Below are 14927 nucleotides of genomic sequence, written 5' to 3' on the forward strand. Positions count from 1 at the left end.
ATTTACCTTCTGCAAAGCCCTCAGTTGTATTGATTACATCGCGTTATAAGTGATGTTCTCCGCCCCTGATTTATCCCCTGAACGCAACACTCTAAAGTCCATCCCACTGCTCCCCTCATCATGTCGATGGGGCGCCTACTGGAGACTTATCCCATGCCTTTCATCAGCGTTCGTATTACTCGCGACGGCGTCACCAAAGAACAGAAATCTCAAGTCATCGCCGAGATCACCAAAACCATGCAAACCGTCCTCAACAAGGACCCGCACCTCACCCATATCGTTATTGAAGAGGTCGACACCGACAACTGGGGCTATGCCGGAATTACCACCACCGAGTACCGCCAACAACTGACGGAGTCGAAGAAATGACTTTCCCCGTCAGTATCGACTTTGTGTCGGATGTCGTGTGCCCCTGGTGCGCACTCGGGGCCACAGCGCTGGAACAAGCCATCGCCAATGTTGCCGGCGAGGTTGCCGTGGAGCTGACCTTCAAGCCCTTCGAACTGAACCCGGACATGCCGGCCGAGGGCGAGCACGCCATCAAGCACATGATGCGCAAATACGGGCGCAGCGCCGAAGAAGTCGCCTCGCGCAATGAAATGATCGTCACGCGCGGCAAAGCCATCGGTTTTCAGTTCGACCTGGAAAAGCGCAGCCATTTCTACAACACCTTCGATGCCCATCGCCTTCTGCTCTGGGCCGTGCAGGAAGGCCGCCAGGTCGTGCTGAAGAAAATCCTGATCGAGGCTTATTTCACCAATGGCGAGAACCCCAGCGACCACGAAACACTGGTGCGCCTGGCCGGTGAAGCGGGACTTTCAACCACCCGCGCCCGCGAGATTTTGACTAGCGAGGCGTTCGCTCACGAGGTCCGTGAACTTGAAGGTTTCTACCTTGAACGCGGGATCAACTCGGTCCCGGCCATGGTGCTGAACGGTCGTCAGTTGGTGTCCGGATCGCTCTCAGTCACGGAATACGAACAAATCCTCAGGCAAGTGGCACGAGAGTCCGCCCCGGCCTGACAAAGCGACTTTCTAACGCGATGCTTCGGGCACCGCGTCGGTCACTCAACTTGCGTGGAGTACATCGTCATGTCGAACGCCCCTTATCCGCTGAACCGCACCGCTTATCTGCTGGTCGATCCGTACAACGATTTTCTCTCGGAAAACGGCAAGGTCTTCCCCTTGATCAAGCCGATTGCCGAACAGGTCGGGCTGCTCGACAACCTGCGAGCCCTCGATCGCGCCGTACGAGCGCAGAACATTCCGGTGGTCATCGTGCCGCACCACCGTTGGGAACATGGCGACTACGAAGGCTGGGATCATCCAACACCGACCCAGTGCAAAATCATGCACATGCACCACTTCGCACGTGGTGAATGGGGCGGCGAATGGCATCCCGATTTCGCGCCGAAGGACGGCGACATTGTCGTGCAGGAACATTGGGGCGCCAGCGGCTTTGCCAATACCGACCTTGATTTTCGCCTGAAGCAGAAAGGCATCACCCACGTCATCATCGTCGGCCTGCTCGCCAACACCTGCATCGAAGCGACCGCCCGCTACGCCTCGGAATTGGGCTACCACGTCACGCTGGTGCGCGATGCGACCGCCGCTTTCCGCGCGGAAATGATGCACGCCGCCCACGAGTTGAACGGGCCGACTTTCGCTCACTCAATTGTCACCACCCAGGAATTGATTGAGGCGCTGGCAGCGCAGGTGTAATGGCGATGAACCCCACCGGTTTCGCCCGTTTGCCGAGGAGGTGCGTCAAGGCCGCTTTCTGCAATGGGCGATCGGCCTCGTCAAAAATGCACCTTGAGCAGGAGACTCAACGCGTTCTGGTCGGTAGGGAATCCGCTCGTGTCTTCAATCCCGTATTTATTCGACCAGTAATCCCACTCAAGTCCCGCATAAAAACGTTTTTGCTGTTGCCCCAGCGCCTTGCCCACGTCGTATTTGACTTGTGGGTTGAAGTGAAAGCTCCTGGCCACATAGTTGGAGGTGCCTTTGTTGCCGACGTCGTTGACGTACCACTCCAGATAGCCGTCGAAAAGAATGTCGGAGCGACCCACCGGGAGGGTCATGGACCAGGTCGGGTTGATCTGCCATTGACCTGAGGCCTTACCGGTGATGCCGTCGGGTTTGCGGTAGTAGGTATTCAGGGAAAAGCGATCGAAGCCTGGAAGCACGAGGTCGACAGCGGGACCCAGCAGGTATTTGCGATTGCGGTTTTCACCGCGCTCGTAGGTGGCGGCGATGAGGACGTCCTTGACGATGCCATAGCTCAGGGAGCGGTCACTGATTTTGCCCAGCGACAGCCGTGGGGAGAATTCACCGTAGTAGGAATGGCCGTCGGCACCCGAGAGTCCGTTGGACCATTTGTTGTCGACGAACATGAAGATATCGCCCCACGTCCAGCCGCTGGCGTGTTCGAAGCTCAGCGTTTGCTGAGTATCGTCGCCAGTGCCGTCGACTTTGAAATGCTGGCCGTAGAGGTAGCTCAAGCTGTTGTCGTTCCACAACAGAGGGCCAGCTTCGGCGCCGGCGCTGGCCAGAGCTAACAGCGGCGCCAGGCTGCGACGCAGCAGTGAAGGTGCAAGTAATGGAATACGCGATGCGTTCATGGGCTGCCCTTGTCAGGTGATTAGCGGATATCACCGGCAAGGCATGCCCGAGCTGCGGATCAAGCAGCTGCTCTGGCCCTCAAATTAACGAGGGGCGACCCTTGCCGGGTACGCGGCGTAATGCCGCCAGAGCAATGCCCTGCACCTCGGGTTCTGTTGAGAGCCCTCTGTGCTGACCGCTTCTACTCGATTCCGGACTAAGCAGGGGTTGTGCCAACTGAGCGAATACAATCTTCAACCCTCATTCAGCACAATCGATGCGTAAAACTGAATACTTTGCAGCCATCGGTTGCGCACCAGATTGAGGCGCGCCCACTTGAATTCGCACCGTTGCGAATCGCCTGCCCACCTCCTGCTGATTGCCTCGCCCGCCGGATCCCATGAGGGCGGGCCTGCGACGGCTTGGCACACTTTTGGCTATTACCACTTTCGAGTAGAAGCGGTCAGTGCCAGCAATGGCACCGGGCATTGCTCTTGCGCCCCTCCCTGTGGGCGTACGTCCGATTGGATGCTTGAACGCGGCGCCAGCGCCCCGGGCAAGAGAGAAGTGTCAGCCGTGTAACTACGCATATACGCCCTCTCTCCTCCCCTTGTTCTCTCCAATCGGTCCCTCGCTGGCGTGCCGATTGGCGCGCGGCGGTTTTCGAATCGTTGTGGAGAACACATCATGAAAATTCGCTTTGCCTTGGGTCAACCGCTTCGCTCGCTACTGGCCATGGCGCTTGTGCCCGCCGCCCTGATCGCGTCTCCACTGGCTTTGGCCAATGACAAGGTGGTGCTGCTCACTTCCTGGTATGCCCAAGCTGAACAGGGCGGTTTCTACCAGGCCCTGGCGGATGGACTGTATGAAAAAGAAGGCCTGGACGTGACCATCCGCATGGGTGGGCCGCAGGTCAATGGCATGCAGCTGCTGCTCAACAAGCAGGCCGATTTCATCGTCAACTACGACTTGCAGATTCTCAAAAGTGTGGAGCAAGGCCTGCCGGTGGTGGCCGTGGCCGCGCCCTTTCAAGGTGATCCTCAGGGTCTGCTGACCCATGCCGATGTGAGCGGCCTGGATGCCTTGCAGAACAAACAGGTGCTGGTGTCCACCTCGGGCCAGCAAACGTGGTGGCCTTGGCTCAAGGAAAAATATCAGCTCAAGGACAGCCAGGCCCGCCCCTACACCTTCAACCTGCAACCCTTCCTCGCGAACGCCAACACCACGCAGCAGGCCTATGCCAGCTCCGAGTTGTTCCAGGCGTTGAAGGCCGGGGAGAAAGCCAACTTCTTCCTGTTTGCCGACGCTGGTTACCCGCCCTACGGCTCGACCCTGGCCACTCGCCAGGACGTGATCGATCAGCATCCGGATCGGGTCCAGCGCTTCGTTCGCGCGTCCATGGAGGGCTGGAAGCGCTACCTCGACAACCCGAGCGCCAACCACCTGATCAAGGCCGACAACCCGAACATGAGCGATGAATTGCTCGCCTGGGGCTTGTCGACGCTCAAGCAATATCGCCTGGTCACCGGCGGTGATGCCGCCAGCCAAGGCATCGGTGTGATGAGCGATGCGCGCTGGCAGGCCACCCGAAACTTCATGGTCGACGCCGGCCTGCTCGGTGCCGATGCGCCTTGGCAGAAGGCCTACACCACGCGCTTCGTCAAGGACTTGAAGGTACTGCCTGGCGCCGAACAGTCCGCCAGCCGCTGAGCCTGATTGCAAGACTGCTGAACCCAGAGCCCGAGCCCAAGAGCCGGCTGAACGATTACCGTGAGGACACTTGTTATGTTGGTCACCAAACAACCTGTATTGCGCCGTTTCTGGTACGCCCTGCTGCCCATGACCGCGCTGGATGCCGGCCCGCAGCCCTTCACTTTACTCGGTGAGGCGCTGGTGCTGTGGAAGCGCCCCGACGGCACCCCGGTGGCCATGCGCGACCGTTGCTGCCACCGCACCGCCAAGCTCTCGAAAGGTTTTGTCAGCGAGGACGGCAACATCGCCTGCGGCTATCACGGCTGGGAATACGACTGCACCGGCACCTGCGTGAAGATCCCGCAAAACCCCGCTGGCATGATTCCGCCGGGCGCCTCGGTCCAGGCCTTTCACTGCCAGGAAAAATACGGCTACGCCTGGGTTGCCCTCGACGATCCTCTGCAACCAATCCCTGAGTTTCCCGAGGATGGCGCCCCGGGCTACCGGCGCATCTTCCAGTTTTATGAAGAGTGGAAAACCAGCCCGCTGCGGGTCATGGAAAACTCCTTTGACAACTCGCATTTTTCCTTCGTCCACAAAGCCAACTTCGGCCTTTTCGACCAGCCCGCGCCGGCCGGCTACGAGTTTCGCGAAACCGACTACGGCTTCGAGGCGGAGACCCGGGTACCGATCCGCAATCCTGAGGAAAGCTATCGCATCACCGGCACTCGCGAGCCGATTACCCAGCGCCACCTGATCAACCGCTATTACCTGCCGTTCTCCCGGCGCTTTGGCTGCATGTATCCGGACAGCGGCATCCACCACATCATCTACAACTGCGCGACGCCCATGGAAGACGGGCGACTGATGCTGGTCCAGTGGCTGTACCGCAATGACAGCGAAGAGCAATGCTCGACCCAGGAACTGATCGACTGGGACGCAGCGATCACCGCCGAAGACCGCGACATCCTCGAAGCCACCGATTACGACGCCTGTGTCGATACTCGCCGGCGAGTGGAACTGCACATGCCGTCGGACAAGCCTGGCCTGGTGATTCGCCGGCAACTGCTGGGCCTGCTCGAAGCCCATGGTGAAAGTGAAGTGTTCCTCAGCCATTGAAGTCAGCGCCCCGGTGTGCCGGGGCTTTACCGGACGCTCATGACCCAAGGGGAGAGCGCTATGTTGATGCAAACCATAACTGGGGCCAACGCCCTGCCACAGGCGTTGCCACGGGGCGACAGCGTCGGCGTGCAAACACCGCTGTTCGCCAATCAGGTGGAAAAAACCTACAGCAACGGTACCCAGGCCTTGAGCCGGGTGAAGCTGGCCATTCAGCGCGGCGAGTTCGTTTCATTGCTCGGCCCTTCGGGCTGCGGCAAGAGCACCCTGCTGAAAATGTTCGCTGGCCTCGAAAAGCCCTCCGCTGGCCACGTGCGCTGGTGGGGCAAAGACAGCCCGGCCAGCCCGACCCAAGGGCAAAGCCTGGCGATGGTGTTCCAGGAGGCGACCCTGATGCCTTGGGCGAAGGTCAGCGACAACGTGCGCCTGCCGCTGGATCTGGCCAATGTGCCCAAAGCCCAGAGCCAGCCAAAGGTCGACGCCGCCCTTGCCCTTGTCGGCTTGGACCGCTTCAGCCAGGTGTACCCGCGGGAACTGTCCGGCGGCATGCAAATGCGCGCGTCCATCGCCCGGGCCTTGGCCACCGAGCCCAATCTGCTGCTGATGGACGAGCCCTTCGGCGCCCTGGATGAGTTCACCCGCAACAAGCTCGACAGCGACCTGCGTCAGCTGTGGGCTAGCCGCGACCTGACCGTGGTGTTCGTCACTCACAGCATTTTCGAGGCCGTCTACCTGTCATCGCGGGTGGTGGTGATGGGGGCGCGCCCGGGCCGGGTAATCGCCGACATCGAAATCGACGGCCCGTTGGAACGAGACGAGGCCTACCGCACCTCCCCGGCCTTTATCGCGCAGTGCGCACGCCTGTCCCGGCTGCTGGCCGAGGCCAATGGCGATTCTTGCTGACTTCACTGAGAGCCCGCTCATGAACACGTCCTTTACTCCCTGGTTACGTCACCCCACGGTGTTGCGCATCGTCTCGCCGCTGCTGCTCGGCGCGGTATTGCTGGGTCTGTGGCAATTGGCATGTGTGGCCTGGAAGGTGCCGGTGTATCTGGTGCCCTCCCCGGTCGATATCGGCCGCACCCTGATCAGCGATGGCCCGATGCTGTTCGTTGCGTTGTGGATGACCTTGAAGATCACTTTTTTCTCCTTTGCGCTGGCGGTGCTTATCGGCACCCTGGCGGCCTTTGTGTTTGTGCAGAGCCGCGTGCTGGAAGCCAGCCTGTTTCCCTACGCCATCCTGTTGCAGGTGACGCCGGTGGTGGCCGTGGCACCGCTGATCATCATCTGGTGCAGCAACACCACGCTGGCGTTGGTTATTTGCGCGACTCTTGTGGCGATTTTCCCGATCATCGCCAACACCGTACTCGGCTTGCGCAGCGTCAACCCCGGCCTGCTCAATCTGTTCCGCCTGAACCGCGCCAGCCGCTGGCAGGTGCTGCTGCGCCTGCGCATTCCCAGCGCCCTGCCGTGTTTTTTTGCCGGGCTGCGCATTGCCAGCGGGCTGGCGTTGATCGGCGCGGTGGTGGCGGAGTTCGTTGCCGGCACCGGGGGCACCGGTGCCGGGCTGGCGTATCAGATCCTCCAGGCCGGCTTTCAACTGAATATTCCAAGGCTGTTCGCTGCCCTGCTGCTGATCGCCTTGACCGGTGTCGCGCTATTCAGCCTGATGGCCGTGCTGGCCCGGTTGAGCCTGCGCAACTGGCACGAAAGCGAACTCGGCTGAACCTTTTGACCCGCCGCAGGCGCGGCGCATGGAGCCTCACATGAAGCTTGAAAATAGCTGGCTGGTACGTAACGCCAGCGCGATCCTCACCGGTTTGTCCGGCGCGGCGGCGCGCCATGCCGGGCCTGATATCCGTATCGTCGACGGCCGCATCAGCGCCATCGGCGCCCTGCAACCCCAGCCCGGCGAGCGAGTGCTGGATGCCACCGATTGCGTGGTCTACCCGGCGTGGGTCAATACCCACCATCACCTGTTTCAGTCGCTGCTCAAAGGCATTCCCGCAGGTATCGACCAGAGCCTGGGAGCCTGGCTGGGTGCCGTGCCCTATCGCTATCGCGGCGCGTTTGACGAGCAAAGCTTTCGCCTCGCCGCACGCATTGGCCTGGTCGAATTGGCACGATCCGGCTGCGCCACCGTCGCAGACCATCATTACCTGTACTTGCCGGGCATGGACTTTGACAGTGCCGAGGTGCTGTTCGAGGAAGCCGAACGGCTGGGGCTGCGGTTTGTCCTCTGCCGTGGCGGCGCCACGCAAGCACGGCAAGCCGAAGGCAAGTCCGTGGCTGGGCCAGAGACCCTGGAGCAATATCTGAACGACGTCGAGCGTCTGGTGCGGCGCTACCACGACCCGGCCGCCGATGCCTGGCGGCGGGTGGTGATGGCGCCCACCAGCCCACCCTACTCCATGCCTGCCGAACACCTGCGCGAAACCGCCCGGGTCGCACGGCGACTGGGCATTCGCCTGCACAGCCATCTGAGCGAAACCGTCGAATATCAAAATGAGGTGCAGCAACGCCACGGCATGTCGCCAGTGGCGTTCTGTGCCGAACACGAGTGGCTCGGCCCGGACGTGTGGTTCGCGCATTTGGTGAAACTCGACGCCGAGGAAATCCGCATGCTCGGGGCCAGCGGTACGGGCATTGCCCATTGCCCGCAAAGCAATGGCCGCCTGGGCAGTGGCATTGCCGATGTGGTGGCCATGGAGGCTGCGGGAATGCCGGTGTCGATTGGCGTGGATGGCGCCGCCTCCAACGAGGCCTGCGACATGATCAGCGAAACCCACGCCGCCTGGCTGATGCAACGGGCCAGACTTGGCGAACGGGCCCGCCCGCGTTATGCCGGCGGCGACGAAGAAGGCGGTGCCAGCGCGGCCACGGTGGAAGACGTGGTGCGCTGGGGTACGTCTGGCGGGGCTCGGGTGCTGGGGCTGGACGCCGTGGGCAGCGTGCAAGTGGGCATGGCGGCCGACCTGGCGATCTACCGGCTGGACCAGCCGCGATACTTCGGCCTGCATGACCCGGCGATCGGGCCGGTGGTGGGCGGGGGACGCCCGACCTTGCGCGCCTTGCTGGTCGGTGGCCGGTTGACCGTACACGACGACCAGTTGCCTGACTTCGACCTGGCCGAACTCGGCGCCCAGGCCCGAGACGCGGTACGGCGGTTGCAGCAGGCCGCAGGCGTACGCTCATGAGCTGACCTCCCCGGCACGTGCTGCCGTGCCAATACTCGGCCGCATCAAATGTCTGGTAGATGGAAAAATACGGCAGTAATCGACTTGGGACTGTCATCAGCCAGTTTTAGGGTCCCGGAAAAGAAAGCAGCGGACGGCGTATGCCAAGGCGCTGCTACAACAATTGCTCGCGTAGAAAATCGATGAACGCCATCGTCCGCGCTGAACGTCGCCGCTCGCGGCTGAGTACGGCGCTGACAGGCAGCGCGCTGGTCTGATAGTTGTCGAGTACGGTACTCACACTGCCCTGCTCGACGTCAGCTGTGAACAGCCATTGCGGTGAGAGGGAAATACCCAGGCCGGAAAGCACAATTTCGCGGATGGCCTCGCTGCTGTTGCTGGTGACGTTGCCTTGGATACCTACATCGAACGCCTGGCCGAGGTGCGTAAAGTGCCAACGGTCGTAATGCTCCAGCAACGTGAAGCCGATGCAGTTGTGTCCTGACAGTTCGCTGGGCTCACGTGGCACGCCGTGTAGATCCAGATAACCGGGCGCCGCATAGACACGCCGCGGGCTATTGCCCAGTGGCAATGCCACCAATCCCTCGCTCTTCACTACGCCAATGCGGATCGCCAGATCGATGTTTTCCTTGAGCAGGTCTTCATTGTGGTCACTCAGCCGCAAGTCAATCCGCACATCAGGATGGCGTTGCAGGAAAGTGCCTATGAGCGGTGCGATGCATAACCTTCCATAACTGACCGGGGCGGCGACTCGTAAAGGGCCGGCAATCTGCTCCTGGCCACTGGTGAAGCTTCGCGTGGCAGTTTCGACGTGGCCGAGAATTTCCTGGCAGTGGTCGTAGAAGCGTTGACCTTGGTCGGTCAGGGCCAGGTGCCGAGTGCTGCGTGCGAACAATGGCCCACCCAGGTACTGCTCCAGCGCGCGCACTTGTTTACTCACCGCCGGCTGCCCCATGTTCAGTTCACGGGCGACCGCCGAGAAAGACCCGCGCTCCACGACGCGGACAAAGACATGCATGCTGTCGAACAGATCCATCGACGATTGGTTCTCTTTGGGGAATAAGTCATATGCAAATTGGGTTTCTTATCGGAATGATTAAAGCGCGGCAATCTGTAAGCGTCCATCCCAACACAGGTTCCCGTCATGAAACATTCCATGCTTGCCGCCATCGCCGAGTCCGCTCAATCCCCTCTGGCCATCCGTCACATCGATCGCCCTGTTGCCGGTAAGGGGCAAGTCCTGGTCAAGGTTCACGCCGCAGGGGTCAATCCGCTCGATACCAAAATTGCCGCCGGCGCAGGGGCCCACGCCCGCCAAACGCTGCCGGCCGTGCTCGGCCTTGATCTTGCCGGTACGGTGGTCGAAGTGGGCGAAGCGGTAGACGGGTTCACCCCGGGCCAGGAAGTCTTCGGCATGCCCGGCGGGATCGGCGGTGCCCAAGGCACCATGGCCGAGTACATTGCCGTGGATGCCCGCCTGATCGCGGTCAAGCCACACACCCTCAGCATGCGTGAGGCGGCTGCATTGCCTTTGGTATTCATCACCGCGTGGGAAGGTCTGGTCGATCACGCCAATGTCCGCTCTGGTCAGCGTGTCCTGATTCATGGGGGCGCGGGTGGGGTCGGCCAAGTGGCTGTGCAACTGGCCAAGGCACGCGGTGCCGATGTCTACGCCACCGGTTCGGCGGGCAGTCTCGACTTCATACGCTCGCTGGGGGCTACAGCGATCGACTATCAGGCACAGAGCGTTGAGGATTATGTCGAGCACTACACCGCCGGCGAAGGGTTCGACATTGTCTACGACACCGTCGGCGGCAGCACGCTGGATGCATCATTCAAAGCCGTGAAAGCCTATACCGGGCACGTGCTGAGCTGCCTGGGTTGGGGCCAGCACAGCCTGGCAGCGTTATCGTTCAAAAGTGCCACCTACTCGGGCGTCTTCACCCTGGCGCCACTGCTCACCGGCAAAGGACGCGAACACCACGGCGCTATCCTGCGCCAGGCCGCTGCGCTGGCCAATGCGGGTCAACTGACAATCCGCGTGGATCAACAGCACTTTGCGCCGCAAGACGTCAACGAGGCATTTCGCCAAGTCGCCGAAGGCCGCGGCAAGGGCAAGACGGTGATCGAGTTTGTGGCTGCATAGTTCCTTGTAATCTCTTTAGAGCGCACTTGGCCAAAAGCGTGCGCAATGGTCCGCAACGTCCTCGCCGCCATTCTCCCAGCCAAAAGCGTCAAACACGTAGCACCCCACGAGTTGAACGGGCCGACCTTCGCTCATTCAATCGTGACCACCCAAGAACTGATTGAGGCGCTGGCAGCGCAGGAGTAATGGCCGATGACCCTCATAGGATAGCTGATCGATCACCGGCCCATTTCTACACGGCCCAACAGGAGCAGCCCAAGGCACCAAAAAAACTTCGGGGGTCCGATACTGGAGCATTGGATCCCCATGCACCGGCATGATCGTGACCGTGCAGGCCGCAAAAGCTTGCGCAGCCGCACGAGGCCGCGACTTGGGCGCGCAGCGGAGCCAGCGAGTTTCTGCCTGCTCCGTCTGGGTCTCCCCAGGCGCCATAACCTTTAAAGGTACGCGTCGGCGACCAGTCAGGCATGGCGGGCGGTAGCGGGTTGTCGTCAAACCTGGCGAATTGGCCGGCCCCGTAAACCACGCGCCCGCCAACCACGGTCATATCGGCGGTAAGAAATGAAATCTCGTCTTCAGGCACAGAGAAGTAGTCCTTACTTGGCACAATCAGGTCAGCAAAGTGACCGGTCTGGATGCGACCACGTTTGCCCTCTTCGTTAGAAAACCAGGCGACATTCTCTGTCCACATCCGCAACGCCGCTTCGCGATCAAGCAGGTTTCGTTGAGGGTACAGATTCAGACCGCCCACCGTTTTACCGGTTACCATCCAGGATAGCGAAATCCAGGGATTGTAGGAGGCAACCCGGGTGGCATCGGTGCCTGCAGACACTTTCACCCCTTTTTCCAGTATGCGCGCTACGGGCGGGGTCGCTTGCGCCGCACGGGCGCCGTAGCGCTCGACGAAGTACTCCCCCTGATAAGCCATACGATGTTGTACAGCGATGCCACCGCCGAGCGCGGCGATACGGTCGATCGATTTGTCCGAGATGGTTTCGGCATGATCAAAGAACCAATTGATGCCAGCGAGGGGGATGTCCTCGTTGACCTTCTCAAATACATCCAGCGCTCGGGTAATGGTTTCGTCGTAGGTGGCATGCAACCGCCACGGCCATCGGTTCTCTGCGAGGATGCGCACAACTTCCTCCAGTTCTCCCTCCATCTCGGGCTGCAGGTCCGGTCGCGGCTGGCGAAAATCTTCGAAGTCGGCAGCGGAAAACACCAACATTTCGCCCGCGCCGTTGTGACGGAAGTAGTCGTTTCCTTGCTTGTACTTAACGCTGGAGGTCCACTTGAGGAAATCCTCCTTCTCTTCCTTGGGTTTCTGAGTGAACAGGTTGTAAGCCAACCTGACCGTCATTTGCCCATCGTTGTCCAACTTCTGGATCACTGCGTAATCGTCGGGATAGTTTTGGAAACCGCCGCCCGCATCAATAACCCCTGTCACACCCAAGCGATTGAGCTCGCGCATGAAATGGCGAGTGGAGTTGACCTGATAGTCGAAGGGCAACTTCGGTCCCTTGGCCAACGTGGCGTAAAGGATCGTCGCGTTGGGCGTGGCCAACAGCAGGCCCGTAGGCGCACCATTGGCATCGCGGTAAATTTTCCCGCCTGGTGGCTCGGGGGTATCTCGGGTGTAGCCGACCGCGCGCAAGGCCGCACCATTGAGCAAGGCCCGGTCATAGAGATGCAGAAGAAATACAGGTGTATCGGGCGCGATCGCATTGATCTCGGCTATGGTTGGCAAACGCTTTTCAACGAACTGGTGTTCAGTGAAGCCACCTACCACGCGAACCCACTGCGGTGCTGGTGTGTTAGCCACTTGGCGCTTGAGCATGTCCATGGCGTCAGCCAGTGAACGCACACCGTCCCAGCGCAATTCCAGATTGTAGTTAAGGCCGCCGCGGACCATGTGGGTATGGTTATCGACTAAGCCAGGGAGCACACAACGGCGCTTGAGGTCGACAACTTTTGTGGCTGAGCCAGCCAGCGCCATGACTTCCTGGTCTGACCCTACAGCCAGAAACTTGCCGTCTTTGATTGCAACGGCGTGGGCGACTGGGTTGGCGCGATCCAGTGTAGTGATCTCGCCATTGTGGAAAATGATGTCCGGAATTGAATCGGTCATATTGGGCCCTTCCCTACTTAGCGTTTCGGAAAAAGCGCTGCGTCCAAAGACACCCCCTAACGCTAAGGTGGAGGCGGCCTGGAGAAGTTTTCGGCGCGATGTCATAGGTAGAGGCCTCACAGATATAAAGCCCGTTTCCAGGGCCTTCAGGGAATAGCGAACCTTGCGAACCGGTTACTCACGTCTGACTGGACTTTTAAACTGCATACATCCTCATGCTCCACCTCGTGTTTTGGACAATAGCGCCGATGGGTGGAGCTATCGCGTCAGCCCTGCGCGACAGCTCTTGCATAACGGATTTATTTAGCAGGGTTTGGACCGATGTGCTCGCCATGTTGCACCCGCTCAGGCGCCTTATGCACCATGGTGTAGGCATAATCCACACCCATCCCGTAGGCGCCGGAATGTTCCTGCACGATCCCCATCACGGCTTCATAGGTCTCCTTGCGCGCCCAATCCCGCTGCCATTCGAGCAGCACCTGTTGCCAGGTAACCGGTACGATACCGGCCTGAATCATGCGGTCCATGGCGTAGTTGTGCGCGTCGACCGAGGTGCCACCCGAGGCGTCGGCAACCATATAGATTTCATAGTCTGTATCGCGTAGGCAGGACAGTGCGAAGGTCGTGTTGCAGACCTCGGTCCACAGGCCGGATACGACGATCTTCTTACGGCCGGCAATGGCGGACTCTGCCAAGGCATCACGAACGTTTTGGTCATCCCAGGAGTTCATTGAAGTACGTTCGAGGATTTTGTTCTGCGGATATACCGCTAGCAACTCAGGGTATGTATTGCCAGAGAAACCCTCGGTTTCCACAGTCGTGATGGTGGTAGGTATGCCGAACGCTTTGGCAGCCTTGGCCAACCCCACGACATTATTTTTCAGCACCTGCCGATCTATCGACTGCACACCAAAGGCCATTTGGGGCTGGTGGTCGATGAAAATCACTTGGCTGTTTTGCGGGGTCAGTATTTCTAAGTACTTGTTGGACATGGCGCATTTCCTTTGGTAAGTAGAGCAATACGAAAGCGGCGTTATGCGTGGCTGCGCAAGCAGAACGCTACCCGTCCTGGTAGGGTTAAAAGCCACTTTCCGGACGAGTTCAGGGGTGCCGAAAAGCCCCGTGAATTTACGAATGCAGCATTGTTCAGCCGCGTTCGCGGGGTTCAGTTAAATGCCCGAAAAACGCTTGCCAAGCTGCTTTTGCAAGTGCACATCATCTGCGGCTAATTCGCTCCCACCTTGAAGGGAAGTGCATCTTTGGATGTCTTCACGGTCCATGAACCGGACTGCCGGAACGAACTGGCAGACGCGTAGGTATCTTCCATGAACTGGAAATAGGTCATCTTTCCATCCTGAACTTTCGCATGGATGGAAAACGGTGATGTGAACAGATGTCCGACCGCCACGGAGCGGTAGGTGAACTTACCGAAAATCGCGACATCTTCGCCGGAAGCGATTTTGGTAGTAATCGTAAAGTCTTCGATTTTCCAGTAGTTTGAGACCTGCAAAAACAAAGAGCTAAAGGCTTTGGGACCTTTGTTTGTGCCGGTCCACGGCATGATTTTTCTGAGTTCTGGATTGTCAAAGTTTAGAGAAACATAGGTGGCGTCTGGAGCTGCCAACCTCATTGCCGCGGCTTCGACTTTATCGGGTGCGGTATTGGCCAGGAATTCCACGACAACCGCTAGTGAAGCAGCAGATTGCGCTTCAGTAGCTGACTGCGCCGACGCTGGAGTGATTGTTACTAACCATGAGGCGAGCGCCATTGCTGCAGTGATCAATTTGATGCTTCGAGTATTCATGAACTCTCCATTTATGAGTACGATTTTGCGATTCGCGGTCATCCAACCCATGTTGCAAATTGCTACGCGTCGAAAAGCGACAATTGGTACTGGAGCAAGGGCTATGCCAATTTTATAAAACTTATATAAATCGATATTTATCAATGACATATAACTTAATGTGATGTCGCGAGTATCGGGCTCGGAGTTTATCGAAGGGCTTGTTTGATCATTTGATGAAGTCTCGGCGAGGTTTTGT

14 protein-coding genes and 1 pseudogene are annotated in these 14927 nt (G+C 59.3%); 10 read left to right on the forward strand and 5 right to left on the reverse strand.

Annotation, left to right across the window (positions count from 1 at the left end):
• Window positions 1-153 precede the first annotated feature (153 nt).
• The 3 genes from D6877_RS06210 (at window position 154) to D6877_RS06220 (ending at window position 1721) form a co-directional block, all read left to right on the forward strand.
• Window positions 154-369: a 4-oxalocrotonate tautomerase family protein gene (locus D6877_RS06210; protein WP_016774741.1), complete on the forward strand. Its 216-nt coding sequence runs from the start codon at window positions 154-156 to the stop codon at window positions 367-369.
• On the forward strand, window positions 366-1022 hold the full coding sequence (locus D6877_RS06215; RefSeq protein ID WP_130910210.1) for a DsbA family oxidoreductase: 657 nt from the start codon (window positions 366-368) through the stop codon (window positions 1020-1022). Before D6877_RS06210 ends, D6877_RS06215 begins: the two co-directional genes overlap by 4 nt.
• A gap of 69 nt (window positions 1023-1091) precedes the next feature.
• Window positions 1092-1721, forward strand: a complete 630-nt coding sequence (locus tag D6877_RS06220; protein WP_130910211.1) for an isochorismatase family cysteine hydrolase — start codon at window positions 1092-1094, stop codon at window positions 1719-1721.
• 80 nt (window positions 1722-1801) lie between these two features.
• On the opposite strand, the gene D6877_RS06225 is transcribed toward D6877_RS06220, so the two are convergent.
• The gene (locus D6877_RS06225) at window positions 1802-2623 is read right to left on the reverse strand and encodes an outer membrane protein OmpK (RefSeq protein WP_130910212.1); all 822 of its coding nucleotides are present in this window, start codon (window positions 2621-2623) and stop codon (window positions 1802-1804) included.
• 667 nt (window positions 2624-3290) lie between these two features.
• On the opposite strand from D6877_RS06225, the gene D6877_RS06230 reads away from it, so the two are divergent.
• From D6877_RS06230 to D6877_RS06250, 5 genes are all read left to right on the forward strand, one after another.
• The gene (locus D6877_RS06230; protein WP_130910213.1) at window positions 3291-4313 is read left to right on the forward strand and encodes an ABC transporter substrate-binding protein; all 1023 of its coding nucleotides are present in this window, start codon (window positions 3291-3293) and stop codon (window positions 4311-4313) included.
• Between the two features lie 75 nt (window positions 4314-4388).
• Entirely contained in the window at window positions 4389-5414 is a 1026-nt protein-coding gene (locus D6877_RS06235) for an aromatic ring-hydroxylating dioxygenase subunit alpha (protein ID WP_016774747.1), read from the forward strand.
• 60 nt (window positions 5415-5474) lie between these two features.
• The gene (locus D6877_RS06240; protein ID WP_024012979.1) at window positions 5475-6317 is read left to right on the forward strand and encodes an ABC transporter ATP-binding protein; all 843 of its coding nucleotides are present in this window, start codon (window positions 5475-5477) and stop codon (window positions 6315-6317) included.
• A 19-nt stretch (window positions 6318-6336) separates the two neighbouring features.
• The gene (locus D6877_RS06245) at window positions 6337-7140 is read left to right on the forward strand and encodes an ABC transporter permease (RefSeq protein WP_130910214.1); all 804 of its coding nucleotides are present in this window, start codon (window positions 6337-6339) and stop codon (window positions 7138-7140) included.
• Between the two features lie 40 nt (window positions 7141-7180).
• Complete coding sequence (locus tag D6877_RS06250) at window positions 7181-8611, forward strand: amidohydrolase family protein (RefSeq protein WP_130910215.1); 1431 nt, start codon at window positions 7181-7183, stop codon at window positions 8609-8611.
• Between the two features lie 154 nt (window positions 8612-8765).
• Here D6877_RS06250 and D6877_RS06255 read toward each other — a convergent pair whose 3' ends face one another.
• Complete coding sequence (locus D6877_RS06255; RefSeq protein ID WP_130910216.1) at window positions 8766-9647, reverse strand: LysR family transcriptional regulator; 882 nt, start codon at window positions 9645-9647, stop codon at window positions 8766-8768.
• A gap of 108 nt (window positions 9648-9755) precedes the next feature.
• Here D6877_RS06255 and D6877_RS06260 point away from each other — a divergent pair, with 108 nt between their 5' ends.
• Window positions 9756-10757: a zinc-dependent alcohol dehydrogenase family protein gene (locus tag D6877_RS06260; protein ID WP_130910217.1), complete on the forward strand. Its 1002-nt coding sequence runs from the start codon at window positions 9756-9758 to the stop codon at window positions 10755-10757.
• A 45-nt stretch (window positions 10758-10802) separates the two neighbouring features.
• Window positions 10803-10943: pseudogene (locus D6877_RS29845) on the forward strand (cysteine hydrolase); the annotation flags it as partial.
• Between the two features lie 46 nt (window positions 10944-10989).
• Here D6877_RS29845 and D6877_RS06265 read toward each other — a convergent pair.
• The 3 genes from D6877_RS06265 to D6877_RS06275 all read right to left on the reverse strand — a co-directional run bounded on the left by D6877_RS06265 (window position 10990) and on the right by D6877_RS06275 (window position 14689).
• Window positions 10990-12885 carry an amidohydrolase gene (locus D6877_RS06265; RefSeq protein WP_241662860.1) on the reverse strand — a complete coding sequence of 632 codons (1896 nt, stop codon included), beginning with the start codon at window positions 12883-12885 and terminating at the stop codon, window positions 10990-10992.
• 299 nt (window positions 12886-13184) lie between these two features.
• Window positions 13185-13877: a hydrolase gene (locus D6877_RS06270; protein ID WP_122507374.1), complete on the reverse strand. Its 693-nt coding sequence runs from the start codon at window positions 13875-13877 to the stop codon at window positions 13185-13187.
• Window positions 13878-14110: 233 nt separating this feature from the next.
• Complete coding sequence (locus D6877_RS06275) at window positions 14111-14689, reverse strand: nuclear transport factor 2 family protein (RefSeq protein WP_016774755.1); 579 nt, start codon at window positions 14687-14689, stop codon at window positions 14111-14113.
• Between the last annotated feature and the right edge of the window lie 238 nt (window positions 14690-14927).

Source organism: Pseudomonas sp. Sample_9, from assembly GCF_004307535.1.
GTDB classification, from domain to species: domain Bacteria; phylum Pseudomonadota; class Gammaproteobacteria; order Pseudomonadales; family Pseudomonadaceae; genus Aquipseudomonas; species Aquipseudomonas mercuritolerans.

What these genes read in the sequence shown, in the direction of transcription:
- D6877_RS06230 (WP_130910213.1), top strand. Translation starts at nt 3,291, where the DNA reads ATGAAAATTCGCTTTGCCTTGGGTCAACCGCTTCGCTCGCTACTGGCC.
- D6877_RS06220 (WP_130910211.1), top strand. Translation starts at nt 1,092, where the DNA reads ATGTCGAACGCCCCTTATCCGCTGAACCGCACCGCTTATCTGCTGGTC.
- D6877_RS06250 (WP_130910215.1), top strand. Translation starts at nt 7,181, where the DNA reads ATGAAGCTTGAAAATAGCTGGCTGGTACGTAACGCCAGCGCGATCCTC.
- D6877_RS06275 (WP_016774755.1), bottom strand. Translation starts at nt 14,689, where the DNA reads ATGAATACTCGAAGCATCAAATTGATCACTGCAGCAATGGCGCTCGCC.
- D6877_RS06255 (WP_130910216.1), bottom strand. Translation starts at nt 9,647, where the DNA reads ATGGATCTGTTCGACAGCATGCATGTCTTTGTCCGCGTCGTGGAGCGC.
- D6877_RS06235 (WP_016774747.1), top strand. Translation starts at nt 4,389, where the DNA reads ATGTTGGTCACCAAACAACCTGTATTGCGCCGTTTCTGGTACGCCCTG.
- D6877_RS06245 (WP_130910214.1), top strand. Translation starts at nt 6,337, where the DNA reads ATGAACACGTCCTTTACTCCCTGGTTACGTCACCCCACGGTGTTGCGC.
- D6877_RS06265 (WP_241662860.1), bottom strand. Translation starts at nt 12,885, where the DNA reads ATGACCGATTCAATTCCGGACATCATTTTCCACAATGGCGAGATCACT.
- D6877_RS06215 (WP_130910210.1), top strand. Translation starts at nt 366, where the DNA reads ATGACTTTCCCCGTCAGTATCGACTTTGTGTCGGATGTCGTGTGCCCC.
- D6877_RS06225 (WP_130910212.1), bottom strand. Translation starts at nt 2,623, where the DNA reads ATGAACGCATCGCGTATTCCATTACTTGCACCTTCACTGCTGCGTCGC.
- D6877_RS06240 (WP_024012979.1), top strand. Translation starts at nt 5,475, where the DNA reads ATGTTGATGCAAACCATAACTGGGGCCAACGCCCTGCCACAGGCGTTG.
- D6877_RS06260 (WP_130910217.1), top strand. Translation starts at nt 9,756, where the DNA reads ATGAAACATTCCATGCTTGCCGCCATCGCCGAGTCCGCTCAATCCCCT.
- D6877_RS06210 (WP_016774741.1), top strand. Translation starts at nt 154, where the DNA reads ATGCCTTTCATCAGCGTTCGTATTACTCGCGACGGCGTCACCAAAGAA.
- D6877_RS06270 (WP_122507374.1), bottom strand. Translation starts at nt 13,877, where the DNA reads ATGTCCAACAAGTACTTAGAAATACTGACCCCGCAAAACAGCCAAGTG.